The organism is Exiguobacterium alkaliphilum 12/1, from assembly GCF_000714435.1.
In the GTDB taxonomy this organism is placed as follows: domain Bacteria; phylum Bacillota; class Bacilli; order Exiguobacteriales; family Exiguobacteriaceae; genus Exiguobacterium; species Exiguobacterium alkaliphilum.
This window is the reverse complement of sequence record NZ_JJMW01000019.1, coordinates 335,752-360,976: the sequence shown is the minus strand read 5'-3', so window position 1 is coordinate 360,976 and position 25,225 is coordinate 335,752. Positions and strand designations below refer to the sequence as shown.

25 protein-coding genes and 1 tRNA gene are annotated in these 25,225 nt (G+C 51.8%); 7 read left to right on the top strand and 19 right to left on the bottom strand.

Annotation, left to right across the window (positions count from 1 at the left end; all coding sequences use genetic code 11):
- Nucleotides 1–217: 217 nt before the first annotated feature.
- The 9 genes from RT52_RS04745 to RT52_RS04710 all read right to left on the bottom strand — a co-directional run bounded on the left by RT52_RS04745 (nt 218) and on the right by RT52_RS04710 (nt 10,099).
- Nucleotides 218–634, bottom strand: a complete 417-nt coding sequence (locus RT52_RS04745) for an SRPBCC family protein (protein ID WP_034815389.1) — start codon at nt 632–634, stop codon at nt 218–220.
- Between the two features lie 144 nt (nt 635–778).
- Nucleotides 779–2,110, bottom strand: a complete 1,332-nt coding sequence (locus RT52_RS15980) for an FtsX-like permease family protein (protein WP_051690264.1) — start codon at nt 2,108–2,110, stop codon at nt 779–781.
- Nucleotides 2,111–2,135: 25 nt separating this feature from the next.
- Nucleotides 2,136–4,025 carry an FtsX-like permease family protein gene (locus tag RT52_RS15975; RefSeq protein WP_051690263.1) on the bottom strand — a complete coding sequence of 630 codons (1,890 nt, stop codon included), beginning with the start codon at nt 4,023–4,025 and terminating at the stop codon, nt 2,136–2,138.
- Entirely contained in the window at nt 4,018–4,716 is a 699-nt protein-coding gene (locus tag RT52_RS04735; RefSeq protein WP_034815387.1) for an ABC transporter ATP-binding protein, read from the bottom strand. The genes RT52_RS15975 and RT52_RS04735 overlap by 8 nt, the downstream gene beginning before the upstream one ends.
- A gap of 196 nt (nt 4,717–4,912) precedes the next feature.
- Entirely contained in the window at nt 4,913–5,962 is a 1,050-nt protein-coding gene (locus RT52_RS04730; protein WP_034815386.1) for an ABC transporter permease, read from the bottom strand.
- A complete protein-coding gene (locus RT52_RS04725) occupies nt 5,962–6,822 on the bottom strand; it encodes an ABC transporter permease subunit (RefSeq protein WP_034815384.1) in 861 nt (286 codons plus the stop codon). Before RT52_RS04725 ends, RT52_RS04730 begins: the two co-directional genes overlap by 1 nt.
- Nucleotides 6,823–7,256: 434 nt before the next feature.
- Nucleotides 7,257–8,018, bottom strand: coding sequence for a DUF817 domain-containing protein (locus RT52_RS04720; protein WP_051690262.1), 762 nt, complete (start codon nt 8,016–8,018; stop codon nt 7,257–7,259).
- A gap of 8 nt (nt 8,019–8,026) precedes the next feature.
- Nucleotides 8,027–8,887 (bottom strand): metal-dependent hydrolase, encoded by an 861-nt coding sequence (locus RT52_RS04715; protein WP_034815381.1) that lies wholly within the window; start codon nt 8,885–8,887, stop codon nt 8,027–8,029.
- A gap of 216 nt (nt 8,888–9,103) precedes the next feature.
- Nucleotides 9,104–10,099 carry a helix-turn-helix transcriptional regulator gene (locus RT52_RS04710; protein WP_034807146.1) on the bottom strand — a complete coding sequence of 332 codons (996 nt, stop codon included), beginning with the start codon at nt 10,097–10,099 and terminating at the stop codon, nt 9,104–9,106.
- Nucleotides 10,100–10,215: 116 nt separating this feature from the next.
- Here RT52_RS04710 and RT52_RS04705 point away from each other — a divergent pair, with 116 nt between their 5' ends.
- Entirely contained in the window at nt 10,216–11,061 is an 846-nt protein-coding gene (locus RT52_RS04705; RefSeq protein WP_034815379.1) for an alpha/beta fold hydrolase, read from the top strand.
- A gap of 22 nt (nt 11,062–11,083) precedes the next feature.
- On the opposite strand, the gene RT52_RS04700 is transcribed toward RT52_RS04705, so the two are convergent.
- From RT52_RS04700 to RT52_RS04655, 9 genes are all read right to left on the bottom strand, one after another.
- On the bottom strand, nt 11,084–11,485 hold the full coding sequence (locus RT52_RS04700; protein WP_156028771.1) for a YhfM domain-containing protein: 402 nt from the start codon (nt 11,483–11,485) through the stop codon (nt 11,084–11,086).
- A 26-nt stretch (nt 11,486–11,511) separates the two neighbouring features.
- On the bottom strand, nt 11,512–11,928 hold the full coding sequence (locus tag RT52_RS04695) for a YhfM domain-containing protein (RefSeq protein ID WP_034815375.1): 417 nt from the start codon (nt 11,926–11,928) through the stop codon (nt 11,512–11,514).
- Between the two features lie 66 nt (nt 11,929–11,994).
- Nucleotides 11,995–12,321, bottom strand: coding sequence for a YhfM domain-containing protein (locus RT52_RS04690; RefSeq protein WP_245175462.1), 327 nt, complete (start codon nt 12,319–12,321; stop codon nt 11,995–11,997).
- Nucleotides 12,322–12,908: 587 nt separating this feature from the next.
- Nucleotides 12,909–14,327, bottom strand: a complete 1,419-nt coding sequence (locus RT52_RS04680; protein WP_034815369.1) for a sucrose-6-phosphate hydrolase — start codon at nt 14,325–14,327, stop codon at nt 12,909–12,911.
- Between the two features lie 18 nt (nt 14,328–14,345).
- Nucleotides 14,346–15,776 (bottom strand): sucrose-specific PTS transporter subunit IIBC, encoded by a 1,431-nt coding sequence (locus RT52_RS04675; RefSeq protein ID WP_034807158.1) that lies wholly within the window; start codon nt 15,774–15,776, stop codon nt 14,346–14,348.
- Entirely contained in the window at nt 15,773–16,717 is a 945-nt protein-coding gene (locus tag RT52_RS04670; RefSeq protein WP_034815367.1) for a carbohydrate kinase family protein, read from the bottom strand. The genes RT52_RS04675 and RT52_RS04670 overlap by 4 nt, the downstream gene beginning before the upstream one ends.
- 105 nt (nt 16,718–16,822) lie before the next feature.
- The gene (locus RT52_RS04665) at nt 16,823–17,809 is read right to left on the bottom strand and encodes a LacI family DNA-binding transcriptional regulator (protein ID WP_034815366.1); all 987 of its coding nucleotides are present in this window, start codon (nt 17,807–17,809) and stop codon (nt 16,823–16,825) included.
- A 48-nt stretch (nt 17,810–17,857) separates the two neighbouring features.
- Entirely contained in the window at nt 17,858–18,334 is a 477-nt protein-coding gene (locus tag RT52_RS04660) for a GNAT family N-acetyltransferase (RefSeq protein WP_034815364.1), read from the bottom strand.
- 88 nt (nt 18,335–18,422) lie between these two features.
- Nucleotides 18,423–19,286, bottom strand: a complete 864-nt coding sequence (locus RT52_RS04655; RefSeq protein ID WP_034815362.1) for a cation diffusion facilitator family transporter — start codon at nt 19,284–19,286, stop codon at nt 18,423–18,425.
- A 181-nt stretch (nt 19,287–19,467) separates the two neighbouring features.
- Between RT52_RS04655 and RT52_RS04650 the strand changes: the two genes are divergently transcribed.
- The 6 genes from RT52_RS04650 (at nt 19,468) to RT52_RS04625 (ending at nt 24,827) form a co-directional block, all read left to right on the top strand.
- Nucleotides 19,468–19,779, top strand: a complete 312-nt coding sequence (locus RT52_RS04650) for a hypothetical protein (protein WP_034807168.1) — start codon at nt 19,468–19,470, stop codon at nt 19,777–19,779.
- Between the two features lie 39 nt (nt 19,780–19,818).
- Entirely contained in the window at nt 19,819–20,610 is a 792-nt protein-coding gene (locus RT52_RS04645; protein WP_034815360.1) for a class I SAM-dependent methyltransferase, read from the top strand.
- Between the two features lie 137 nt (nt 20,611–20,747).
- Nucleotides 20,748–23,120 carry an immune inhibitor A domain-containing protein gene (locus RT52_RS04640; RefSeq protein WP_034815358.1) on the top strand — a complete coding sequence of 791 codons (2,373 nt, stop codon included), beginning with the start codon at nt 20,748–20,750 and terminating at the stop codon, nt 23,118–23,120.
- A 93-nt stretch (nt 23,121–23,213) separates the two neighbouring features.
- A tRNA-Thr gene (locus tag RT52_RS04635) sits at nt 23,214–23,284 on the top strand.
- A 137-nt stretch (nt 23,285–23,421) separates the two neighbouring features.
- On the top strand, nt 23,422–23,982 hold the full coding sequence (locus RT52_RS04630; RefSeq protein ID WP_034815356.1) for a hypothetical protein: 561 nt from the start codon (nt 23,422–23,424) through the stop codon (nt 23,980–23,982).
- Between the two features lie 149 nt (nt 23,983–24,131).
- Complete coding sequence (locus RT52_RS04625) at nt 24,132–24,827, top strand: queuosine precursor transporter (protein WP_034815353.1); 696 nt, start codon at nt 24,132–24,134, stop codon at nt 24,825–24,827.
- A 29-nt stretch (nt 24,828–24,856) separates the two neighbouring features.
- Here RT52_RS04625 and RT52_RS04620 read toward each other — a convergent pair whose 3' ends face one another.
- Nucleotides 24,857–25,102 (bottom strand): hypothetical protein, encoded by a 246-nt coding sequence (locus RT52_RS04620; protein ID WP_034815351.1) that lies wholly within the window; start codon nt 25,100–25,102, stop codon nt 24,857–24,859.
- Nucleotides 25,103–25,225: the final 123 nt, after the last annotated feature.

Below are 25,225 nucleotides of genomic sequence, written 5' to 3'. Positions count from 1 at the left end.
CAATCAATCACATAGCCGATTACTAGCATTACTGGAAGACTTAGAACCACGTACACAACTATAAAAAAGAATATGAACGTTTTAATGTTCGGCACCTCAACCCTCCATTCAAGTTGTCGTTTTATTGACACAATCGCTATAAAAGAGACACGCTATATCCATTTCTACGTCGAAATGTGCATAGCGTGTCTTTCGTAAAAATTTGTATAAACGTAAATCAGTTTGCTTCCACGTACTTTTGGAAGTTATCAAGAATCGCCTGCCAACCTTGACGCTGCATCTCAATCGGATTCATCGATTCCGCGTCAAACGTTTCGACCACTTTTGTTTGCTCACCGTCCGAAATAAATGAAACGGTTACTCTACGATTGTCTTCAAGGTGATATTGAATGAGGTGATTGACTTGAACTTCATCATATACACCTTCAAAATCGAAGCCCATACTTTTATCCTTGGCCTCCATCCGACTTCGAAATTTTCCTCCGGCTCTCAAGTCATTCTCTGCTTCCGTCGTATGCCAATCTTCGGATGCATGATTCCACTGTTTAATATGGTCGGGTTCTGTCCAAAGTCGCCATACTTTATCGATTGGCGCATCAACGAGAGATGATACTGTCACAGTGTTGGATTCCATCTCATAATCTCCTTTTAAATGTTTTTGGAACATAAGTGATTGGCACTCAACGATACGCGACAATTACTTTTTCGCACCATTCCCTTCGATATTCGTACGATGAAATCCTTCCTTCCGTATATCTCCATTAATCACTTCGTTTTTTCAATTTGAAACAGAGTCGATGACGTATACATGTTCTCCAATAAACAAGTTTCCGTTTACTAGTAATGCAACGCGTTCAACTTCTGAAGGAATCTCATAGGTTAATAAAACTTTTACGTTTGCAGGGACGGTTAGCTGGGATTTTCCATCCCACCCTTCCTCCTCAAGGATCGTTACATCTTTCACCTCATATTTATCTCCTTGTCCATCAAGTAAAGGATAGTGTTGAGGCATGAACCTAAAGGTAAAGTCTTCTTGACCCGGAACATCTTCTAGCTTTACCGTAACTTGAACAGGAATAGTGAGTAAACGTGCTGTCGGAGTGGAAATCTGTATACCATCTGGTGGATTGACCGGATTGAAAACTTGTATCTCTTCACCTTCACGTTCTGCATTCGTGACTTCATAGATACGGAATGCCGCTTCCCCACGTTCTTGGATGGCATCTTCCACTACAATGACGTCTTCCTTATGTGATGTCTCCTCATTTTTCTTATCCTGAAGATCTGCTAATTTCTCACCTGTCGTTCCTTGTATAATCGGTTTGGCCTCATCAGATGATCTAAGTTCGCCCGCTTCTGGTAACGCAAAGAAGAATAACGTCAGAACAGCGGCACCGAGCGAACCACCGATAGTTCCGAGAATCCATTTGAAACGACGTTCTGTCCGTCTCGTGTTCACCTGGGTCCCACGCATCGCCTGATACGGCAAGACGTTGACGGCCATCTGGGCCGGGAGCAAGGCCCCTAAAACTCCAGTCACAATCGGTAAAAAGAGTGTCGACATGAGGAAAAGCAGCTCGGTTAACGGGAGCGACCCATACACGTTCCAGACGAGCACGCCCGCGACGACCAGGCCGAGTATTCCGGACAAGAGTCCAAGCAATCCCCCTTCGACGAGCACGAGTCGGCGCACGTTCGCCGATCGCCACCCTGTCGCCTTCAAGATGGCGATCTCACTCCTACGCTCACTGATGTTCTGCCACATGACCTCGGTCGTCGTCAGGATGGCGATGAGAAGTGCCACGGCCATGGCGACATAGTGCATCGTCCCGACCTCGAGCGCGACGTATTCCCCGAGGAGCGACGTGAACATGACGCCCTGCAGGCGGACCGAGACGAACAGGAAGAACATAAACAGGCTCGTCGGCACGGCGATGGCGAGGAGTGTCAAAATCGTGCGCTTCCACTGGGTCACGAGCTGGTTGAACGCCATCCCGACGACGCCTTCGGTCCGAACGATGCGCAGTCCACGCGTCGTCGCACCGGAGCGAAGCGCCTCATACGGTTTGATTTTTCGGATCATCAGCATCGGGACGAGCGAGCCTAACATATAAATTCGAGACCGCCAAACCCGATCAGGGCGACACGAAGCCCGTCGTCGCCGTATCGCCGGCGAGTAAGAACGCACCCAAGATCGACCAGGCGATGAGCGCGACGACACCCCCGAGCAGGAGCGCCTCGATCAACAGGAGCCTGGAGAGCTGACGAGGTCCCCAGCCGAGCGAGAGGAGCACAGCAAACTCTTTCTTCCGTGCGTACAGCATGATCACGTTCGACGTGAACACGCACAAAACTGCGACGAGGATGACGCTCGCGATGACGCCGCCCATGCCCATCTTCGTCTCCTCGAAGATGGTGAACGAGGAACCTAAGCGGACCCATGGTTGTTGGACCCATCCGAGCGCCTCCCCTTCCCTCAGGCCAGGTAGGTAGGTCAACGCCATTTGCGGAGACGACCCGAGTGTGATATCGGTGATGAGCCCCGTCTTCTCCTCAATTTCCTTCGCAACGGCCTGGAGCCTCGCCTCGCTCGCCTCGTTCAGTTCGTCGACCTCGCTCACGTTGACGCGGATGGCCGAAATCGGTTCGTCACCAATGATGGCTGCGGCCGCTTCGAGTGTCGTCAAGACGAGCGGCGGCCGCGTCAGGAAGCCGCGGTCATTGTTGACCGGCTTCATCTGCTTGACCGGGTTTACCGGCTCGTCATTCGCATCGATGACCCAGTCCGCCTTGGCCGGGAAATACGTCTCCATCGGTAGGTCGGTAAGCGGATCGCGCGCCATGTCGAGCTTCTCTGGATCGAAGACTCCGATATAATTGAGCTTCACTTTCGGCCAACCATCACTCGTTTCACTATATAAAGACAGAGGACGATACATCTGTTTAAATGGATAGATACTATCCTCTGGCACTTCATAAGGCTTAACTTGATAGGCGAACGGCCATCGTTCCTCGAACGGACTTTTAACGGTTTGATAGTTCAGTGCCGAAGGTCGAAAAGCGAGAAAATTGAAAGCTTGATCTCCATTAGAAAAATCAAGCTTCCCATCCTTTAGGAATGTATCGATTAGCGCCTTATGTACCTGTAGTGAGGAAATTTCCTCGATTTGATCAAGCGCCTTCCCGTCTAACGTATCGAGATAGGCTTGTCCCCCAGCATCTCGAACTTTTGATGCAATCTCTCTCGTATCAGTCGAATCAAACGGAAGTTGAACCTCTTCTAACTCGAACTCCATCGTCGAATCTACAAACGTTTTCGTACTCATGATGACAGGCATCTGGATAATTCCGTTCTCTACTTTCGTTTGACCAGTTTGCTCGAAGTATTGACTGATGTCCTCCTTCTCAATCATCGCCGCATCCAATCCGACAAGTGCCGCCTCTGCTTCTGGGTCGATCCCTGCTATCATAAAGTTCGAACCAAATCCTGCTGTAAATTTATCGCCTGGCATCGTCGGACTTAGACCATAACCCGGGTCGGCATCCGTTGGTTGCCATCTCCCTAAGAAGTAGGTCGAATATTCATCTGACTCGACTCTCGCACCCGTGTCCGTTTTCTCGGTGAACTTGACACGATAGACGACCGGTCGATCCAGTTTAAATTCTCCGACATCTTTGAAATAATCATACGACCCGATCATCGCGATCGGTGCCGCGACCTCAATGTCGTCAATCTGTTTGATTTGCTCATACTGCTCCAGTGTGATCCCACCCTGAAGTCCGCTCATGTAGTTCGGTTCGAGCAGGTTCAGCTCCTCGGTCACGCTCCGCGTGCCTGGCGGCCGGACGACGATATGATACGACGATTTCCATCGCTTCTCGAGCTCGGAGACGACCGTCCCCTTGTTCGATTCGGTGAGCCCGACGAGATACGACAGCCCGGTGCTGACGATCAAGACACCGACGAGGAGCAGGATGAACCGCTCCTTGTTGCGCCACCACGAGTTCCAGATGAACTTAAGCATTGCCCGTCACCCTCGTATCGATTACCTCGATGATCGCGCCGTCCTTCATGCGGACCTGGACGTCGGCTCGCTCGGCGATACTCGGGTCGTGGGTCACACAGATGACGCCGCATCCTTTCTCCTCGTTCAACTCCCGTAACAGCTCGAAGATGACCTCGCCCGTCTCCGAGTCAAGATTCCCGGTCGGCTCGTCGGCGAGCAACCATTCTGGTTCATGGATGAGGGCGCGTGCGACCGCGACACGTTGTTGCTGTCCCCCAGATAATTGGGACGGCAACGACTCCGCCTTCTCCCGTAATCCGACGCGTGCGAGTAGCGACAAGGCCCGCTCTTTTTTGTCATAGTCGACCTTACGACCGAAGAGCGGGGCCATCACGTTCTCGACGGCCGTCAACGTCGGGATGAGATGAAACTGTTGGAAGATGAAGCCGACCTTCTCGAAACGAAAGTTAGCCAGTTCCTTCGCGTTCAATTGACTCAACTCGTGTCCGTCGTAAGATAACGTGCCGCTCGTCGGGACGTCGAGCGTTCCGAGAAGACTCAAGAGTGTCGATTTCCCTGAGCCTGATGGTCCGATGACAGATACGAAGTTACCTGCTTTGAACTTCAAATTGATTGGCTTCAGCGCATACGTATCGATTCCATCCCCTTGAAACTTCCGTGTCATTTGTACACACTCAAACTCACCCATATTTTTACCTCCAACGTGTCATTTGGTAATTATTAGTTGATTTAAGTATAGCAAGATTTATCCAAATGACCATCCTTTTGTTTGATTATTCTGATATCTATATTTTTTAAATTGACTCAAGACAATAAGAAGAGGCACTCCTATACTCAGGAATGCCTCGTTTAGACGGATTCAGCGGCTTCACTTTTTCACCATATCATCCGCTCATATCTTTTTTACGATGGAGTCGAAGCGCCTCATCCGTATGAACGAGCATAAACGGTTCGTCGAGTGACGCCGCTGCCGCCTCGGCTTGCGAGACCGTCTCATCGGTGACGATTGCTTCTTGGCGCCGTGATTGGAACGCCCGCTCGAGCCGGCTCGTCAACAAGTTGCTAAGGAAGACGAGCAAGGACAGTCCGATGGCCGGGACGAGGAACATGTGACTCGTCATCCAAGTCGTCGCCGTGAACTGCTTGAAATAATAGCCGAACATCGACGACCACTCAAATAGCGTCGGCATGACCCCTTCAAACAAGAAGACAGTTCCTCCGAAGAAGACGCCGAACAAAGAGAGATGAATCAACAACATCAACGTCTGGACGAACTGTTGCATGAAGACGATCACCAGCGTCGGCATGAGGTGCGGCCATAAATGTCGCCTCGTCCGATGCCACACACTGCCACCTAACGTCTCGGCGACGACCATAAACTCTTGTTTCAGCAGTTGCCTGACCTCTGTGATCAAATAGAGCGTCACGGCAGGTAACCCGAGCAAGATGAAGACCGTCAGCTGAAGCGATACGCGATCGATGAGCGGTGGCACCATCGTCGAGTCGGCGAACATCAACGAGGAAAACAACATCATCATCGCCAGTAACGAAATCGGTAAAATCAAAAAGCCGTCCAACACCATCTTGAAGATACGATTCAACCGCGCCCCCCGAAATGCGAGCGGGATTCCGACGAGCAAACCAATCGCCATCCGTCCGAGCGCAACAATCGCGCAAATGCCGACCGTCCACTTGAACCCTTCAATCATCATCTGGAACAAGTCGTTCCCGGCCCGGTCCGTCCCGAGCCATTGGTCTTTCGACGGTTCGAGCGGCGGGATGCCAATCAATCTTCCTTCCTCCGAGTAGCGGTTCAGGAACTGGTCGACCTGTCCGTCACGAAAGATCGTATTCCCGATACTGAGTAAAAGTAGACCCATTAAAATCGTGAAGACGATCAAGAAAATCGGGTCACGGATGAGTACGCGGCGCATCATACCCCTCCTTTCCAAGCGTCTGGGATGAGCCATTCCGCCAATACATCCACGAGAAAGATTGGGATGTAGATGACGAACAAGATGACGAGTAGTATCGGCATGGAAGGATTATAGACGATGAACCGGAAGATGCCTTGCACGTTGAACAAATACTCGATAATCAACAGACTCGACAATACCGTAATCAAATTCGAGCGGAAAAAGAGGTAGAACCGATACACCAAGTTCGGGAGCAAGTGTTTCCAAAACATCGAGACCGGCTTGACACCCTTCGCTCGTGCCAGTTCGAGAAACGGCGTCGTTTCTTCTTGCAATATGTGTTTCGTCAACCATTTGAGGAAGAAAAACAAGATGGTGAGCGTTAACGTCACGATTGGTAAAAAGCGTATGTATTCTGCAAATCCGCCCGCGACCTCGATGCGATCGAACCCGGTCTTCTTGTAGAGAGTGATAGCGAGGAATTGAGTGAAGATGAGCCAAAACAAATCCGGTACCATCTCGAGCGTCTCACTTGTCTGTCTTAGGACGGTGCGCACGCGTCTCCCGCTCCGATAAAAGAAGTACGCATACACGAGAGCAAATCCAACCGCGACGACCAACGACGTCATGAAGATGATGACGGTCTCCTTCATGAGCGGTCCAATCGCTGGTAATAACGGTAACTCTCGTTGCGCCGTGACGTTGAAATAGGTGATCTCATCCAGTTTCGTTAACTGACTAAATTGTTGTTGCAGACCACCCCAGTAGTTCGAGGGCACAAACTCGAGTTGTCCAACTAAAGACGGCAAGGCACTAATCCCAACCAAAACGATACACGTGATGAGAATTTGGGATGATTTTCGGGCGATCCAATTCATCGTGTCGACTCCCTTTCAAAACATACTCATTCTACTAAAGTTAATATTATCCATATGTAGTTTTTGTTAGTTTAGCACATTAGTTATGTGAATAAAAACAATATTCTAAATATTAAACCTTTTAAATTATGATACCCTATAACCAATCGATGAAGATCCGTCTTCTTGACCAATAAAAAAGCATTCCCGGATACAGGAATACTTCAGTATGTTGAAAAGAGGACATCCCCATCAAGAGAACGAATCTCATAGTCGACAAGTTTTTTTATTTCGCGTGTCAGCGTTCCCGTACATACATACTCTATACCCGGACCGTACGAAATATCCGGGATCGTCATCATCGCTACTCACCATACGAGCAGCAACGAGCCCGTCTCGACAATCGTTTCAAACTTCATACAAAACCACTCGTTCAAACGTTAGAACGAGTGGTTTTATGTATGTGCCTTCATCCGTCCCTTCTGCCACGCCACGAGCAAGATGCTAATGATGACGAGCAAGAACCACGACGACAGTTTGCCGAGGTCGACGAGCGCCCAGCCGCTCAACTGGTTCGGATACGCCCAACCGTTATAGAAAGTGACGATATTTTCCGCAAACCAGATAAAGCAGGCGATTAAAAAGAAAGCGACGACGACGGGCATCGTGAATCGGCGGTCGTCGAGCCGATACGTGACGATGGCCCGGCCAAAGACGAGAAAGACGAGGCCGATCAACACCCAACGCAAATCGAGCCAAATGTGGTGCCAAAAGAAGTTGAAGTAGATGGCGATTCCGAGGCCGAACCCGATGAGCGGTGGTGGCATCTTTAGAAATTCCAAATCGAGGCGGCGCCATGACTGGACGACGTAGCTGCCGACGCTCGCATACATGAAGCCGGCATAGAGCGGGACGCCGAACCATTTCGTCACCGCCTCGTCCGGATAGCTCCACGACCCCATCTGGACTTTAAACAGCTCGAGGCCGAGCCCGATGACGTGGAACCAACTGATCACTTTCAGTTCTTCCACCGTCTCGAGCCCGGTCTTGACGAGCACGACTTGGACGAACAGACACCAGATGAGGAGGACATCGTAACGCGGAATCGGGAAATCGATCCACTTCGTTAACGCGAGTGCACCGAAGATCGCGACCGCGAAGAGACAACTGAGTGCCTGTTCGTAGCCGAAGATGAATAAATACCGGAAACGTCGCACAGAATCACCTACAATTCAATGTATTCGTAGAGGAAGGACGACTCGCCGTCAAAGAAACGCGGGTCGAATAGTCCGAGTCGCTCGTCTTCGTCGACAACGACAACGAACGGTGACCATTGCTTCAGCGTGAGCGCCTCTTTATTCTCATCAAAGAGCGGTGTCAAATCGGCATCGTCCGCACTCGTCAATTCATATTGAAGTACAGATGATTGATAGACGGAATCGCTGAAAATCGAGACCGTGTCATCGGTCTTCGTGACGACCGTGAACTGCGTCGGGATGAACGACGCCGACAACGCGACCTCGTCATGCTCGGTAGCGTACGACTGATACAAATAGGCGCCTTGTGCGCTTTGAATCAAGACGTGGACAAAGATGGCGGCCCAGGCATAGCGATATACCGTGTGCCTAACGTTCTGGCGGCGCGCCACTAGCCATGCGACAAGGAAGATACCCCAATAGACGAAATCGACGATTGGAATGACGCCGAACGTGAGCCGCGCGTCCGAGAACGGTTCGAAGTAACCTGTCCCCCAGGCGTTGAACACGTCGGCCGTGTTATGAATGAACACGGACAGCATCGCCCAGTAAAAATAACGCATGTCGGTTACTTTAAAGAGAACGCGGACGAGCCAGTAGATGAGTAGCGCGAATAGCGGGACGAGGAAAATCGAGTGCGTGATGCCGCGATGCCACATCTGATACATCCCTTCGGTGTCCCAAAGCCGAGAGATGACGTCCGCATCCGGGATTTGACTCCCGACGAGCGTCGTCACGAGCAACGCGCGTTTCTCGTTTTTCTGGAGCTCGCGTTTATCTGCCGCCCCATATAACGTGAGCCCGAACAGCGTATGTGTGATCGTATCCATTGTATTCCTCCTTTCTCTTTGAAAAGACACCCTCCTCAAAGCGAGAAGGATGTCCTCAATTTATTTCTCTTGGTCCATTTTCATAGCGCGCCTCGCGACGACAGCGACAAAAATGACAGCGACAATCGGAATGATTAATGGCATCCAGTTCAACATCCGCCTGTCCCCTTTCTACAAGTGTCGCAAGCAGTATATCATAACTTCAAATCAAGCGTTTCAATGAATGCTCGCCTTCGAGTATCGGCCTGCCATCGATTCGATCGTCTGACGCATATGGTCCCGGAGCGTCAACGGTTCAATCACCTCGACTTGATTGCCGAGTGACAAGAGCCAGAAGACGAATCCGTCGGAGACGGCCGCATCGAAACGGATGTGGAAACGACCATTCGTCTCCGTGATCGATACGTCTTCACCTAATTTGTCGAAGATGACCGGGAGCACCCGTTCGTCAACGGCCAGGACGACTTCTTCGTCAAGCCCGTTGTACATATTGAACGACTTTTGGAAATAGTCATCCGGCAAGTGATGCTTTTGACGCGGCGAGTCGTCCTCGACGATCTCCGAGTTGACGATACGGTCAACCCGGTAGTTGCGAATCTCCCCAATCGATTCGTCGATGCCGATCAAGTAATACTGCTCGTGATTCCAATGCAAGTCGATCGGGTTGACGACGTAGCGTTCGCCGTCACGTCGGAGCGGGAACGTCCGCTTGGCGACGTCGAATCCGACGACGTCCGTATATTGGAACGAGATGGCTTTTTGTTCTTGAATCGCCCGTTGAATCCGGTCGATATGGTATGGAATATAGTTCACTTTCTTCTTCGGCGTCTTGATGATGGATTGGAGCGTCTCAGCTTCCGGGATGCTCGTCAAATTGCGGAGCTTGTCGACAATCTGCTCGGTCACGTCTTCCGAGATGAACTTCGCGGCGACGATCGCATCGACCATCATCCGCAGTTCATGACTCTCGAAGAGGCGGGCCGAATGCCAATATTTTTTGGCAAGACCGTTCTTCTCGAGCTCATCCTGCACCTCGAACCCCGAATCGGTCAATGCTTGGATGTCGTCTTTCACGGATTTTTTTGCTAACTTAGAAGTATCACCAATTGTAGATAAGTAAGCAAGCAGGTCCTCTAACGTCTTCGGATGATTGTCGTCCGTATGGCGTTCGAAGAACCGTCTTACTTCAAGTAACCGCTCTCGGTTGTTCACGGTATGTTCCCCTTTCACTTCTGTATATATAATATGTATAAAGAGACATTATCATGTTATTTCCATGAAATAAAGTTATTTTCCATTACATTTCGTTTAAGGAGGCAATCGTCGCTGTGAAACACTACGCTCACGTCAACGGCACGAAAATCGAATACATCGACCGTGGTCACGGTCCTGTCGTCGTCTTGATTCATGGTACCCAATCATCGAGTCTCGAACCGTACCATGTAGACCGGCTCGTCTTGTCTGGTTTCCGGGTCATTGTCCCATCCCGACCCGGTTACGGTGAGACTCCGTACTCATTTTCGGCGACTCCGCAAGCGTTCGCCGAGAACTTGCGCCAACTCATGCACGTCATGAACATCGAGTCCTATCACGTGTACGGCATCTCCGCTGGTGGTCCGACTTCGATCGAGCTTGCCTCACGAAACGACCGGGCCCTCAGTCTGACGCTCGCTGCCGCCGTGACAAGTGAGGTCGACTTCCCTTATCGTCGCTACATCAGTCGAAATCTCGCCCAGCCGCTCTTCATCGCCGCCCAGTTCACGATGAAACAGTTCGTCTTCCGCGCGATTCAAAAACAGCCGTTCGAGGCGACGGCCCGCATGATTCAGTCGACGAGCCTGCTCGCGTTAGATGCGATTCGCGATGAAGTGACACCGTACGACATCTTCCTATTGAAACGTGTCGCCAGTCAGATGGCGTTCGGGCTCGGGGCCCAGTTCGACCTACGTCAACGTGTCCCGGACGAGGCGCTACTCGGCGTGACATGTCCGACATATATCGTCCATTCAAAGAATGATAAGGCCGTGCCTGTGCGCCATGCCCATCACGCGAAGCGACTTATCCCGCACGCACAGCTCACGATTTTGAACAGTCCGGGCCATCTCATTTGGATTGGTCGCCAGGCGCGAAAGAGCGAGCAGCAAATCGAGCGCTTTATCCGCTTAAACTCGTAAGGCACCAATCTAGGTGTCTTTTTTAGTCTGCTTCGAGTAATTCGATCAGTCGATTGGTCACGTCTGCCGGAATGAGGTGAGCCGTGTCTGTATCGTCCGCGTCGTAAAGGCTGCTCTCACCGTCCGATTCATTAAGCCAGAGGTAATAGCGGTCAGTCTCTTCATTTTCGAAGCGGACTTCGAGATCGTATTCCGGTCCGACCACGTTGGCGATCCCCGGAATTCTCTCTGCCTCACGAAGCATATCTTCGAATACTTGAATCGCTTTCGGTTCGTCAAACGTGATGAAGTCACCCGTTTGGAAACGATAAAACCCATCCGATTCCGAGACGGTCACCGCTTTAATTCCGTCCGTCCGAAAATCGTTCGAGCCACAACCCGTCAACATGAACACTACCAATACGGGCGCTACGATTCGTTTCATTGAAAGCTTCACCATCCATCCCCTGTTCACTCATGCTCCAGCAGTCGAATCAGCTCGTCCGTCACGTCTGCCGGAACGAGATACACCGTATGCGTATCGTTCACATCCATAATGCTCGTCGGCATGCCTAACTCGCCGAGCCAGACGTAATAGCGGTCCACCGTCTCGTCTTGATAACGGACTTCCACATCATATTCAGGCGTTGCCATATTCACGATGCCAGGTTGTTGTTCCGCATTGCGAATCATGTCCGCGAACACTTTGACGTCTGCGAGCTCGTTATACGTGATGACATCGTGTTCGTGGAACCGCCCGAAGTCGACCGACTCGGCAATTCTCACTTCTGTGACATCTTCTGCGATGAGCTCATTCGTGTCACATCCTCCGAGTAAGCCGACGGTCAAAGCGGCAATCCCCGTTATCCATTTCCCCTTACGTTTCATCTGACTTCACCTCCTTAAAGTTGTCGACTTTCAATACGTAAAACTAGTTTCAAGGACCATGCTAGGTTAGGCGTCCACCTGTAGCGTCACAATTAAGCGGCCCGTGATGTCGGCCTCCACTTTATAGAGGCGGTGTGACTCGCTGACGTTCGAAAGGACACTCGGTGTCCCGTTACGCCCGAGCCAAAGTTGATAGCGTTCCACAGCATCGGCTTTATAGTGAATCTCGAGATCGAAATCCGGTTCACGCTGAACTGTCGTGTCCATCAACTCGTCCGCGTTGCGAAGCATATCCGCGAACACCTTGATGTCCTGCAGTCGATTGTATTCGACGAGGAACTGGTCGTTGAATCGGGTCCCTTCCACCGATTCAGCGACTTTCACATGATTCATCTCTTCAGCTTCAACTGCCTTGAATCTTTCTCTGCCATACCCATACGGTAGCGTAATTTTTCTCACTTCATTAATGAAATTCAACAGTCTACCCATCATATTCGACCTCCTATCTGTCTGATCATTTTACATACGCAAAACGTGTACAGAACGTTTCATTAATATCACTTTAAGCTTTTGACTTCTGCTTCTCCTTAGCCCTTTCTAAAAAGATTGGTAGCACGTTCAGTCCGATTGAGATGCTTGTCAGAACCCACCACGCTCGCCCCATGCCTGGAATGACGTCTGCCAACGCCGCCCAGTCCTCTGCTTCGACCCAAACCGCCAAATGGCTGTAGTCTGCGCATACCGTCAATGCAGTCAAAGACAATGCGACCGCCATCGGTAGCCTGTAGTCTTTCCCCACGCTGAACGTGTACAAGTTGAATAACGTCGCGCCAATTGCCAGTAAACCAAATATAATCCACATCAGAGCATCACTCTCCATTATTTATGCAATTGATTACCTATTTTTACAGTAGCATAAGCAAAACGTGAAATCGTTACATTTCGGAACAACAAAAAAGCCGAGCCGAAGCTCAGCTTAATTATTCGTACGTCCAACCAATCAAGCTCGCAGTCGCCCCTTCATAGCGCAACTGTTTGTCGAGCTCGCTCGGGAACACGCGGAGCGTGGCGACAGCTTCACCGTCATTGACGAAACATTCGACGCTCGACGAATCGACGAAGAGATGGAGGGACGTGACGTCCATCACGTTCGTACGCGTCGTGCCAAATTCGGTCGCGAACGGCTCACCGGCGTTCGTCCGGTCAATCGTCAACTCACGAGTCGACGCGTCGTACCGGATGACGAGCGACTCATCTCCGACTTGAAGCAGTTCGAGCGTGAAGTCCGATCCGTCCGTCGTCAGTTCGAGTTCGTAACGGTTTGGTGTCGAAGCACCCACCGCAGTCCCGGAGACGTTGACGAATTCGGCTTGGCGTAACTTTGTCATCGCTTGCACGGGACGTTGCTTGAGCATACCGTCCTCAATCGATAGTTCGCGCGGTAGCGTCAAGGCGTGTGCCCAACCGAACCGGTCCGTCGGATAGTCGATCTCCGGCAAGCCCATCCAACCGACTAGTAAGCGACGTCCTTCATGTTCGGTCGTCTGCGGAGCATAGAAGTCGAACCCGAAATCGAGTTCTTCGAACGCACCGTGCTCAAACGTCAACGTCTCGAGGTCTAGCTTGCCGATGACGAACCCCGATTGATAAATGTTGTGATAGCGATGACCGTCTGGCTCGATGCCTTGTGGTGAGAAGACGAGGACGTGCTGACCGTTCAGTTCGAACACGTCCGGACATTCCCACATATAACCGAACGGGTCGAGACCCGTCTTCACTTCTCCGAGGAACGTCCAGTCGTTCAAGTCGCTCGAACGGTACAAGACGACACATCCGGTCTCGTTCTCACGCTGGGCGCCGACGATCGCATAGTAGGACCCGTTCTCAAGCCATACTTTCGGGTCACGGAAATGCTCCGTGTAGCCAGCCGGGACGTCCGGGATGGCGACGTTCCGTCGTTCGATTTTCCCGTCGCGTAACACGCCGATCAGTTGCGAGGCGTGACGCGTCCAGTCGTCCGTCCGGTGGTTACCCGTATACATGACGTGGAGTTCACCGTCAGCGACAAAGCCGCTGCCAGAATAGGCGCCATGCGAGTCTTCGGTCGTCTCCGGGACTAACGCCACCCCGCGATCGGTCCACGTGACGAGGTCCGTCGATGTGACGTGATACCAATGTTTCAGACCGTGTACCGGTCCGAGCGGGAACCACTGATAGAACATGTGATATTCCCCGTTAAAGTACGTAAAACCGTTCGGGTCATTGAGGAGGCCTGTCGGCGGTTGGATATGATAGCCGAACCGCCAAGGCGAGGCCGCCGTTTTCGTGCGGAGTGTCTCCATGTCGAGGGCACTCACGTCACGCAGCGAACGATAACGTTCCGCCTTCGTCCAAGTCATTCAAATCACTCCTTTGTTTTATGCGGCTTGTTTGACCGCGTCTTTTTTCGCCTGGCGCTTCGCGAGGACGAACGTCAAGCTGAAGGCGACAGCGAACGAGATCGCCATGCCGATGATATACGATACGATTGATGCCGGTGCGATCGAGATGATCCCCGGAAGACCAGCCGCACCGAGTGCGACAGCGAGGACTTCACGACCGACGATGAACGCCGAGGCGATTCCTGAACCGATGATGGCGGCGATGAACGGGTAGCGGAGTTTCAAGTTGACCCCGAACATGGCTGGTTCGGTGATCCCTAGAAGTGCCGAGATACCTGACGCCGAAGCGACACCTTTCATTTTCTTCTCACGTGTCAAGAAGAAGACAGCGAGTGTAGCCGCGCCTTGGGCGACGTTTGACATCGCGGCGATCGGGAAGATGAACGACCCGCCCGTCCGTGCGATATCGGCGAGAAGTTGCGTCTCGATGGCGATGAAGCTGTGATGCATCCCTGTGATGACGATCGGTGCGTACAAGAGACCCATGACGAGACCGCCGAAGAAGCCGAGTGAGTCGTACGTCCAAACGAGACCATCGATAATCAAGTTCCCTGCTTCACGCGTGATTGGTCCGACAAAGGCGAACGTGATGAACGCTGTAAAGAGGAGCGAGAGAAGCGGTGTGAGCAGGATGTCGAGTGAGGCCGGCATAAATTTACGAATGTTGATTTCAAGCTTCGATAAGATATAAGCCGATACGAGTACCGGTAACACTTGACCTTGGTAACCGAGCTTCTCGATTTCAAATCCAAGGATGTTCCAGACCGGGATATCGCCGACTGTCGCTTGCGCGTAGGCGTTGACGAGATCCGGGTGAACCATGATCATCCCGAGCGCGGCACCGAGATACGGGTTGCCCCCGAACCGCTTGGCCGCGGAGAATCCGATTAGGACGGGCAGGAAGACGAAGGCGGCGTTGGCGAACGTATTGATCATTGCGGCGAGGTCGGCGATGCCAGGGTACTGGTCGATGAGCGAGCTGCCGTCGAAGAACAAGTCCGGTGCTGTGAGCAAGTTATTGATCCCCATCAAGAGACCACCGGCGACGATGGCCGGGATGATCGGTACGAAAATATCAGATAGCATCTTCACGAACTGTTGGAGCGGGTTGCCTTTCTTCGCGCTCGCCGACTTGACGTCGCTCGTCGACATGTCGCCGAGTCCTGTCAATTGGGTAAACTCGGCGTAGATTTTATTGACCGTTCCTGTCCCGATGATGATTTGATACTGTCCGCCAGTCGAGAACGTCCCTTTGACGACGTCTAACGCGTCAAGTTTCTTCTCATCAACTTTCGACTCATCGTTCAAGACGAGGCGGAGCCGGGTGGCACAGTGGGCCGCCGCGGCGACGTTGTCTTTGCCGCCGAGCGCCTCTAAAATCGCTTCTGCTTCTTGTCTGTAGTTCATTCAGGTTTCCCTCCTAACAGTTGTTGAACACGTTGTGGTGATGGTATGGCTGGAATCGCGCCGTAAGCGGTGCATGTCAAGGCGCCGGTCACGTTCGCATATTCGATATCCTTCTGTAAACGCATATCATCGACGCCGAGCGTGGCGAGACGATACAAGTACGCGCCGACGAATGCGTCACCGGCCCCCGTCGAGTCAACGCTTTCAATTTTCACCGACGGGATGATGTCACGTGACTGACTCGTCGCAATCAACGTGCCGCGTGAACCGAGCGTGATGGCGACACGGCTTGCGCCGAGTTTGAGCAGTGCGTCGACCGCCTCGTCGAGCGTCTCGGCTCCGGTCAACAAGTGCGCTTCTTCTTCGCTCAATTTGACGAAGTCGGCCTCGGCGATGAAGTGGAGCGAGTCTTGTTTGAACGCCTCGAGGTCCGTCACGAGTGCGTCGCGATAGTTCGGGTCGAACGAAACGAACAGCCCATCGCGTTTCGCGAATTGCAGCAACTTGAAGTAGGCGTTCTTCAATTCACCGTCAAGGAGTGCCGTCGCCGAACCGAAATGGACGATATCCCCTGACTTGAACTGAGATAAGTCGATCGCGTCGAACGCATAATCGCCGTCACTGCCGCGTCGGAACGTGAAGTCACGCTCCCCGTCCGCTTGAATCGAGACGAACGCGAACGTCGTGTCGCCTGCTTCGACCAAATTGTCCGTGCCGACACCGTTCGTTTGGAGCGTCTCTTTCAAGAACTGTCCGAACGGGTCCGCCCCGACTTGTCCGAGGAAGCTCGATGCGCCCCCGTGCTTACTGACGACGGCCGCCACGTTCGCCGGCGCACCGCCCGCTTTTTTGACGAAAGTCGTGCCGTTGACGAGGTCGCTCGACGCGTCCTCGCACACCCAGTCAATCAATAGTTCACCAATGCAATGTACGGTACTCATCCGTCCACCTCCATAATCCTTCTGTCATCGTTCATTTATCGAACCGGTTCCAAAGGAAGATAAAAAATGTTGCGGAACCGGTTCCGCAACACAAATGTAATCGATTTAATTTAAAATGTCAACGCTTTCGCGCAGTTTTATCTCGAAATTTGTGAACGTTTTCATTGCGATGACATCGCCTGTTAACAAATGGAGAATCATGTCAGCCGCTTTCGCTCCCGTCCTGCGATATGGAAGGTGTACCGTCGTCAGGGACGGATGCAACACTTCGGTGAAATCATAGCCCCCAAATCCGCTCACCGAGACGTCATTCGGGACGGCCTTACCGCTATTGGCGAGCCCTTTCAATACACCGAGGGCGATATTATCGGTCGCACAGACGACGAGCGACGCCGCCTGTTCACGTCCGATCTGTGCCCCGATTGGAATCGCGTCGTCGATTTTGAACGTCGTCGTATACGTCTTCACATCCGCACCCGCCTCGTTGAACGCCTTTAAGAAACCGTCACGTCTCGTTTGGCCGACGGCGATATCGTACGCCTCGACACCTACATAGATGACTTTACGATGCCCCCAATCCATGAACTGCTTTCCGAGCGCGTACGCCGCATCGAAGTCGGGATAGACGAGGCTATGCACGGAAGCATGTTCTTGACCGATTAAGAGCACCGGAATTTGAATGGCCTCGATGGCGCTTAGATGACGCGCGGTCACCGTCGTCCCGAGCCAGATGATGCCAGCGACTTTCTGCTTCGCCAAGTTGTATAGCTGCTCAATCTCACGCTCGGTCTGTTGGGCCGTGTTCACGACGAGCATCTGGTAGCCGCGCTCGGTCAACCGCTCATCGATACCCATCATCGTCCTTGAAGCGGCATACGAGTCGAGGCGCGGCACGATGACACCGATCATCTTCGTCTGTTTCGACTTTAAACTTTGCGCGAACTGGTTCGGTTCATAGTTCGTCTCTTGAATGACGCGCTCAATCTTCTCTCGGGTCACCTGCCCGACCGAACCCCCGTTCAAATAACGGGAGACGGTACTCTTGGCGACGCCGGCAAGTTTGGCGATGTCGTTGATTGTCACTTGTCTCATCTTCAAAACCCCCCATACGAAAAAACTGACGCGTCGAACGCCGTCAGTTTAATGGTTTACTACATATCGTTTCTTAAAGTTCAAATAATAGAGTCCGTTCCGTTTCTCGAACCCGTTCTTCTCGAGCACGCGGCGCATCGCCTCTTGATGCGGGCTCGTCGGCGGAATACCAGCGCGGACGGTATGGCCTTCTTTCAACTCTGACTGTTCGAGCGCGAGACGTAACCCTTCCGTCGCATAGCCGTTATCTTTATATGGGTCAAACACCATCAAATCGAGCTGATAGACGCGAGCGAGTTTAAGCAAAAGCACTTTCCCGACGATGTTCCCGTCGACGTGAAGGTCAAAATAAAAGTCTTCTCCATAGCTGTGTTCATCAGCCGAATAGACGTGCTCAGTGCCCATCTCCTCGAAGATCCCTTTCAACTCCTCGGCTGAAATGCCGTATGAGCTCTGCCCATATTTCTGAAAATGTTCATATTCAATCTCATCAATTTGACGAATAGGTTGACGCACGATGTCCATCCCGTGCCCTCCTTAACAGTTATTCCGTAATCTTTCCACACTCATTATATACGAACGGCGTCATGAAGCGCAAAAGATAACCGAAACGTCAAGCGGGTTCGATGTGGATATGAACCGAATCGACGGCATGGCGCTCATCGAGTTTCCGCTCAATCTCATCGCAAAGGTCATGCGCCTCGTCGACCGTCAGCTCCCCATCGACCGCGATCGTCACATCGAGCATGACGTGGTTCCCGAGATGGCGACCTTTGATTTCACGCACTTCTTTCACCGACTCGAACTCGCCGATCGTCTCCTCGTACTCGTCTACGAGGTCCGGGGGGAACCCGTCCGAAAGTTGATGGGTCGCATCTAAGAAGATTTGAATGGCCGTCCGGATAATCATCCCGGCAATTAAGACGGCGAGCACCGTGTCCATCCATGGCAGTTTGAAATAAGCGAATAAGACACCGAACGTGGCCCCAATCGAAATCATCGCATCGGCGAGATTGTCTTTCGCGGCGGCCTTCAAGGCGAGCGAGCGCGTTTTTTTGGCCAAGTTCGTATTGTATGCATACACGCCGAACATGACGAGCGCGCTTAGGAAGGCGACGACCGCAGCGAGCGGGTTCGGCTCGACATATTCGCCCCGAAGTAAGTTCGCGATACTGTTCAATAGGACGAACACCCCGACAGCGACCATGATGAGTGACGCGACGAGCGCGGCGAGCGTCTCCATCTTCGCATGCCCATATTTATGTTCGGCGTCGCGCGGCAACGCGGCAATCCGAATCCCGATATAGACGGCGATCGAGGCGATAATGTCCGTCGTGTTGTTGAATCCGTCAGCGAGGACGGCCTCTGAGTTATAAATGATTCCGAAGACGACCTTTAATATAGATAAGACCAAATACGTCGTAATCGATAAAATCGCGCCTTTGAGCGCTTTTGGTGGATGATTCGTTGTGCCCATCCGGCCACCTCCCTTTTAGCCTAGTTAGTATATCAGCTGAAGTTTGAGTGGGTATAGAGAAACATTGTTTCCTCCCCACAAAATAAATGGAATATATTCCCGGTAGTTTCGTCTTACGAAAAATATGGTAAAGTAAACAAGAAGAGACCCTTGTGGTTACCCCCTAAAAGAGGTGAAACGTATGTTTACAGAACGAGATGGAATCAAATTAAGATTGGAACAAATTGACAGATTGTTGTCGGATTTGAACCGCGAGGCGAAACAATTGATGGCACGATTGCGCGAACTCGATGCGAGTGGTGAAAACCCGCAGGAAGTGTCACTTAAGCCGGAAGACCGCGACACGCTCAAATCGTCAATCGACGAGACGCTCGAAGCGCTCCAAAGCCGCTCGAAACGTCCAATCAATCCGAACGATGAAAAGAAAAAAGAATTGGCCACACACAAAGCACTCATTGACGAGTTGTCTGATTTATTAAGCAAGAAAAAGTGAGACGCGACCTGCGTCTCTTTTTCATGAAGGAGCGTTTTTATGTATATTGTCACGACCTGCCTGCGACCGACAGATTCGGTCCGTGAACAGGCCAAACGCCACGCATCGCAATACGGTGTGCGTTTCGTGGAGCGGAAAAAACAATCGATCGAGGCGTTGATGAATCACTATGAGGAAGGCGTCCTCGTCTTTGATAAACGGCGCGTCGAATACACGTCGCTCGGGACGACCGAACCGTTCTTTTTTCATCCTTCCAGCTCAGTTTTTCGCATCAAACAATTGATGCGTGATGGACACGACCCGCTCGTCGACACGGCCATGCTCGAGCCCGGCGACCGTGTCCTCGACTGTACGCTCGGCCTCGGTTCGGACTCGATTGTCATGAGCCATGCCATCGGAGCAGATGGTCGCATCACCGGAATCGAGAGCGAGTTCATGACGGCGATGCTCGTCAAGGAAGGACTTAGCGTGTGGGTCGAGAAAGAAGAGGCCATCAATCAAGCGATGCGACGAATTGAAGTCGTCCACGCAGACGCCCTTGCCTATTTGAAGACACGTATCGACGACTCGTTCGACATCGTCTACTTCGATCCGATGTTCGAGAAAACGATTTCAGAATCGGTTCATTTGAACCCGTTACGTTCACTCGCGAACACCGCCCCGCTTTCAGACGAACTACTCCGAGAAGCGCGGCGTGTCGCCAAGAAGCGCATCGTCCTCAAGGCACACTTCGAGAGCGAATGGTTCGACGAGTACGGTTTCACGAGGTTTATCCGTAAGTCGTCAAAACTGCATTACGGATATATCGACATGGAGACGGACATCCTTTAGGGCTTATTGCCCAAATGGGACGAAAGTCTCTTTTTTTCGTTCTCTATTTTCTGAATATTGACATTAATCAGACACAGGTCTAGTGTTTACCCTAAGCTCACACAATTTCCCATTATTTTCACAGGAGGTCAGTACAGATGAAAAATCGTTCCATCCGCCGCACGACACTTGCGGCCGTCCTGACGTCAGCGATGACGGTCAGCGCCATCCCGGTCGCTGCAGGACCAACCGACGTCGCGCCGGCCTTGCCGCCGGCTAGCGAACACGCCCCGTTCGATCATCACATCATCGATGAGGAACGTCTCGCCAAAGCGCTCGAGAATCGTGGCGTCATCAAGAAAGGCTTGTCGGCTTCAGAACGGACGAAAGCGGTCGAGGCGTACATCGCCAAGAAACAAGGTGCGGCGCAAGACCCGCATAAGCATGATTTGCATGACAAGGCGGCCGCTGCCAAGGAGAAGATACATAACCAGTTCGAAAAAGAGTCGAACCGTCTCCTCGACAAGGCGAAAAAGGGTCAAGCGAACTATCGGAAAGGCAAACCGGACGGTCAAGTGAAAGTCGACCCGGCGAAACAGGCCGGCTATAACGGCGCCGTTCGTGAAGACAAAGTACTCGTCTTACTCGTCGAGTATAGCGACTTCAAACATAACAACGTCGTCCAAGAAGAAGGTTATCTGTACAGCGACAACTTCAGTAAAGAACATTATGAGCAGTATATGTTCGGTGACGAGTCGTTCGAGCTGTTCAACGGCGATAAAGTCCAAACGTTCAAACAGTACTATGAAGAGCAATCGGGCGGCAGCTACACTGTCGATGGAACGGTCTCAGAATGGTTGACCGTCCCGGGCACGGCGAAAGACTACGGTGCCGACCGTCCGACTGGCGGTCACGACAATGCAGGACCAGGACCGCGTCAACTCGTCAAAGACGCATTAGACGCGGCTGTGAAGAGCGGCATGAACTTGGCCGAGTATGACGAATACGACTTATATGACCTTGACGGTGACGGCAACTTCAACGAGCCAGACGGCTTGGTCGATCACTTGATGATCATTCACGCAGGTACCGGCCAAGAAGCGGGTGGCGGCTTGCTCGGAGACGACGCAGTCTGGTCACACCGTTGGGTCGTCGGCAACAGCCCATATCGCATCGCCGGTACAGAAGCAGCAGTCCCATACTGGGGCGGTCAAGTGGCTGCGTTCGACTACACGATTCAACCGGAAGACGGCGCAGTCGGCGTCTTCGCGCACGAATACGGTCACGACCTCGGTCTGCCAGATGAGTATGACACGCAATATACAGGTCAAGGCGAACCGGTCCAATCATGGTCAATCATGAGTGGCGGTAGCTGGGCCGGGAAGATTGCCGGTACTGAACCGACAAGCTTCTCTCCACAAAACAAAGAGTACTTCCAAAAGTTGATGGGCGGCAACTGGGCAAACATCACGGAAGTCGAACTCGATGATATTAACGCACAAGGTTTCGTCTCCCAAATCGACCAATCGGTGACGAAATCGAACAACCCTGGCATCGTGAAAATCAACTTGCCAGATAAAAAGGTTAAAGGCATCGAGCCGAAGTTCGGCAAGTATTACTACTACTCGACGAAAGGCGACAACTTGCATACGGAGTTGGCGATCCCGAGCGTGAAACTCGGAGCTGACGGGCAGCTTGCCTTCGATACACGCTTTGAGATTGAATACGACTATGACTATCTCTATGTCAAAGCGCTTAGCGGCGGTAAAGAAGTCGTCCTCGACGTATACGGTGACGACAATACGGGTAACGACGCAGAATCGACGAACGGTGAATGGGTTCGTAAGTCGTACGACTTGTCACAATTCGCCGGACAAGACGTCTCGATCGTCTTCGAATACGTGACAGACGGCGGCCTTGCGCTTGAAGGCTTCGCACTCGACAACGTCTCGATCACATCGGGCGGCGCGACATTGTTCGCTGACGATGCAGAAGGCGCGGAAGCGGTCAAGTTGAACGGTTTCGTCAAGTCGGACGGTTGGGATGAGAAGCCGCACTACTACTACTTGGAGTGGCGTAACCACGCCGGCGCTGATACGGGTCTCTTGAACGGCCGTGGCGTCAAATACAACACAGGTCTCGTCGTCTGGTACGGAGACGATTCGTTCTCAGACAACTGGGTCGGCATCCATCCTGGCGAAGGCTTCATCGGTGTCGTCGATTCGCATCCAGAAGCATTGATCGGGAAGTTGAACGGCAAAGACACGGTCGCAGGCAGCACGCGTTACCAAATCGCGGACGCGGCGTTCAGCCTCGACAAGACGATCCCATGGTATATCAACTCACCGAGCCGTGGCATCTACGACTACAAAGCACAACCTGGCGTGAAGCAATTCTATGACGCCAACACGTATATCAACTCGCTCATCCCAGACGCAGGTAAGAAATTGCCTAAGTACGGTCTCGTCGTCGACGTCGTCGGCGAAGCGAAAGACAACTCGGCCGGTGCCGTTTGGATTCGCAAACAATAACGACCCTGCCCCGCGCCGAAATGGACGCGGGGTCTTATTATTCTAAAAAAGCTTGAAATTGCTGAACGAACTGTGTAACATAATACGTGTAACGCCTCTGTAGGTTAGTGGCAGACCTCAGCAATGGTAATGCTGCAGCACGAGTTCGATTCTCGTCGGAGGCATCAAACGGATTCCGTGACACGGACCGATCAAAGCACTTTCTCAATCCTTTGAGAAAGTGCTTTTTTTATCTATATTCTTTTAGACATACCAATAAATGGTACAATGAGTAAATCAATATACATAAAGGAGATTAATTATGAAACGAATGCTCATCTCGCTTGCTGCCGTCGCCTTACTTGCCGCCTGTTCGGAACAGACGACAGAGCCCACAGCTGACTCACCCCCAAAAACTAAAAATGTCGTCATCGATGTATCTAAAAAACAGCCTTTTTCCGAGCCTGTCCCGACCGAAGAGGAAGTCACCATCTTTTTAGGGTATCTCGAGTCTCTAAGCAGTGACACGCTCGAAGCCTTGCGTGAATCCGATCAAATAGTTTTCTCCTGTGGGACGTCCTGTGAAGATCGCCCGCTCGATGAAATTTCTATGCAAATCGACAGTCACCGGGAAGAACTCGAATCCATCCGTTCTGATATTAATGAGATTCTCCCTGCGCTCGATTATCTTGTCGCATCTGATGCGTCAGGCATCGACCGTGAAGGGCTGACCAGCGCATTAAATGAACTCACAACCGTCAGTGAGGGGTTGACGCAATTTTTAGAGGCTGACGATTGGGCATATTGGGAAGATGCCCGTACTCAACTGAATTACCTGTCATCAATTATGAAGGGTATCGCTATCAATCTGAGTGGTGTATGACCACATCCCAATCAGATGAATCGCTCTCATCCAAAACTCGGGTGAGAGCTTTTCCATTCAGTCATGGAAACTGTCTTGACACGGTTTCCGTTCCTCTATAAACTTGAAAAGTTGAAAGTACCTATTGATTCGGAAGGAGCAACATCCCAATGCTTAATGAATGGTTATGGATTCCTTCTGCCTTGCTCACGCTCGGCCTGCTCGTCCTCAGCTATAAGCTGTTCGGACGTGTCGGGCTGTTCGCCTGGATCGCGATGGCCTCGGTCGTCGCCAACATCCAAGTGACGCAGCAGATTGTAATCGGCGGTTTCATCTTCACACTCGGGAATATCGTCTACGGTTCCCTTTATTTAGCGACAGATATCTTGAACGAGAAATACGGTCGTCATACGGCGCGTAAAGGCGTCTGGCTCGGTTTCTTCATCTTGATCGTCTCGACGGTGCTCATGCAGTTCGCCTTGCTATACGAGCCGTTCGAAGAAGCGCTCTTCATGCATGAGAGTTTCGAGGCGTTGTTCTCGATGCTCCCGCTCATCACGCTCGGTAGCCTCGCCGCGTACCTCGTCTCGCAGCTGTTCGACGTCTTCATCTACTCGAAGATTCGGGCGAAGACCGGTGAGAAGAAACTATGGCTCCGGACGACCGGTTCGACCGTCGTCTCCCAGTTCATCGATACGCTCACGTTCTGTACGATTGCCTTTTGGGGTATGGAATGGGACATCTGGTGGAACATCTTCGTCACGACATACGTCGCGAAGTTCGTGATCGCCTGGATGGCCACACCGTTCATGTATTACGCGAAACGGACGAAGCCACAAGAAGACGAGGCCGAGAAGGCCGCATAATAGAAAACGCCACGAGCAGTCGTGGCGTTTTACTTTGTCCGAATCTTGAGTCGGACGGCATATGGTCTTGCGTCTTCGACGGTAGACGTCTCTCGACAGACGGCGAGCGCAACGTAGGCGTCGATGGCGAGTGCTTCAATGGTGTCTTCGGTCGTGCTGACTTCGAGTATGGTGTAAGGTGGCAAGCGTTCCATCCTGACCCACTCCCCGTGCATCTTTACATAAACGACGGGTTCGTCGATCGAGTAACGTGTCAGTAACTCCTTGACGTTCACACGATCCCCTCCTTCGACCCAATCCTTGCCTCAATTATAGGAACTCGTTGCGTTTCTGTAAACCGTGCCTCCCGGAAATTGTCGCCCCTACCCTTCAACTTTTGGTTGGTTCAGCCGATACAT

Bases quoted from the DNA above. Each gene is read 5' to 3' on its own strand.
- RT52_RS04745 (WP_034815389.1), bottom strand. From the start codon at position 634: ATGGAATCCAACACTGTGACAGTATCATCTCTCGTTGATGCGCCAATC.
- RT52_RS15980 (WP_051690264.1), bottom strand. From the start codon at position 2,110: ATGTTAGGCTCGCTCGTCCCGATGCTGATGATCCGAAAAATCAAACCG.
- RT52_RS15975 (WP_051690263.1), bottom strand. From the start codon at position 4,025: ATGCTTAAGTTCATCTGGAACTCGTGGTGGCGCAACAAGGAGCGGTTC.
- RT52_RS04735 (WP_034815387.1), bottom strand. From the start codon at position 4,716: ATGGGTGAGTTTGAGTGTGTACAAATGACACGGAAGTTTCAAGGGGAT.
- RT52_RS04730 (WP_034815386.1), bottom strand. From the start codon at position 5,962: ATGCGCCGCGTACTCATCCGTGACCCGATTTTCTTGATCGTCTTCACG.
- RT52_RS04725 (WP_034815384.1), bottom strand. From the start codon at position 6,822: ATGAATTGGATCGCCCGAAAATCATCCCAAATTCTCATCACGTGTATC.
- RT52_RS04715 (WP_034815381.1), bottom strand. From the start codon at position 8,887: ATGGATACGATCACACATACGCTGTTCGGGCTCACGTTATATGGGGCG.
- RT52_RS04700 (WP_156028771.1), bottom strand. From the start codon at position 11,485: ATGAAACGAATCGTAGCGCCCGTATTGGTAGTGTTCATGTTGACGGGT.
- RT52_RS04695 (WP_034815375.1), bottom strand. From the start codon at position 11,928: ATGAAACGTAAGGGGAAATGGATAACGGGGATTGCCGCTTTGACCGTC.
- RT52_RS04690 (WP_245175462.1), bottom strand. From the start codon at position 12,321: ATGAATCATGTGAAAGTCGCTGAATCGGTGGAAGGGACCCGATTCAAC.
- RT52_RS04680 (WP_034815369.1), bottom strand. From the start codon at position 14,327: ATGACTTGGACGAAGGCGGAACGTTATCGTTCGCTGCGTGACGTGAGT.
- RT52_RS04675 (WP_034807158.1), bottom strand. From the start codon at position 15,776: ATGAACTACAGACAAGAAGCAGAAGCGATTTTAGAGGCGCTCGGCGGC.
- RT52_RS04670 (WP_034815367.1), bottom strand. From the start codon at position 16,717: ATGAGTACCGTACATTGCATTGGTGAACTATTGATTGACTGGGTGTGC.
- RT52_RS04665 (WP_034815366.1), bottom strand. From the start codon at position 17,809: ATGAGACAAGTGACAATCAACGACATCGCCAAACTTGCCGGCGTCGCC.
- RT52_RS04660 (WP_034815364.1), bottom strand. From the start codon at position 18,334: ATGGACATCGTGCGTCAACCTATTCGTCAAATTGATGAGATTGAATAT.
- RT52_RS04655 (WP_034815362.1), bottom strand. From the start codon at position 19,286: ATGGGCACAACGAATCATCCACCAAAAGCGCTCAAAGGCGCGATTTTA.
- RT52_RS04650 (WP_034807168.1), top strand. From the start codon at position 19,468: ATGTTTACAGAACGAGATGGAATCAAATTAAGATTGGAACAAATTGAC.
- RT52_RS04645 (WP_034815360.1), top strand. From the start codon at position 19,819: ATGTATATTGTCACGACCTGCCTGCGACCGACAGATTCGGTCCGTGAA.
- RT52_RS04640 (WP_034815358.1), top strand. From the start codon at position 20,748: ATGAAAAATCGTTCCATCCGCCGCACGACACTTGCGGCCGTCCTGACG.
- RT52_RS04630 (WP_034815356.1), top strand. From the start codon at position 23,422: ATGAAACGAATGCTCATCTCGCTTGCTGCCGTCGCCTTACTTGCCGCC.
- RT52_RS04625 (WP_034815353.1), top strand. From the start codon at position 24,132: ATGCTTAATGAATGGTTATGGATTCCTTCTGCCTTGCTCACGCTCGGC.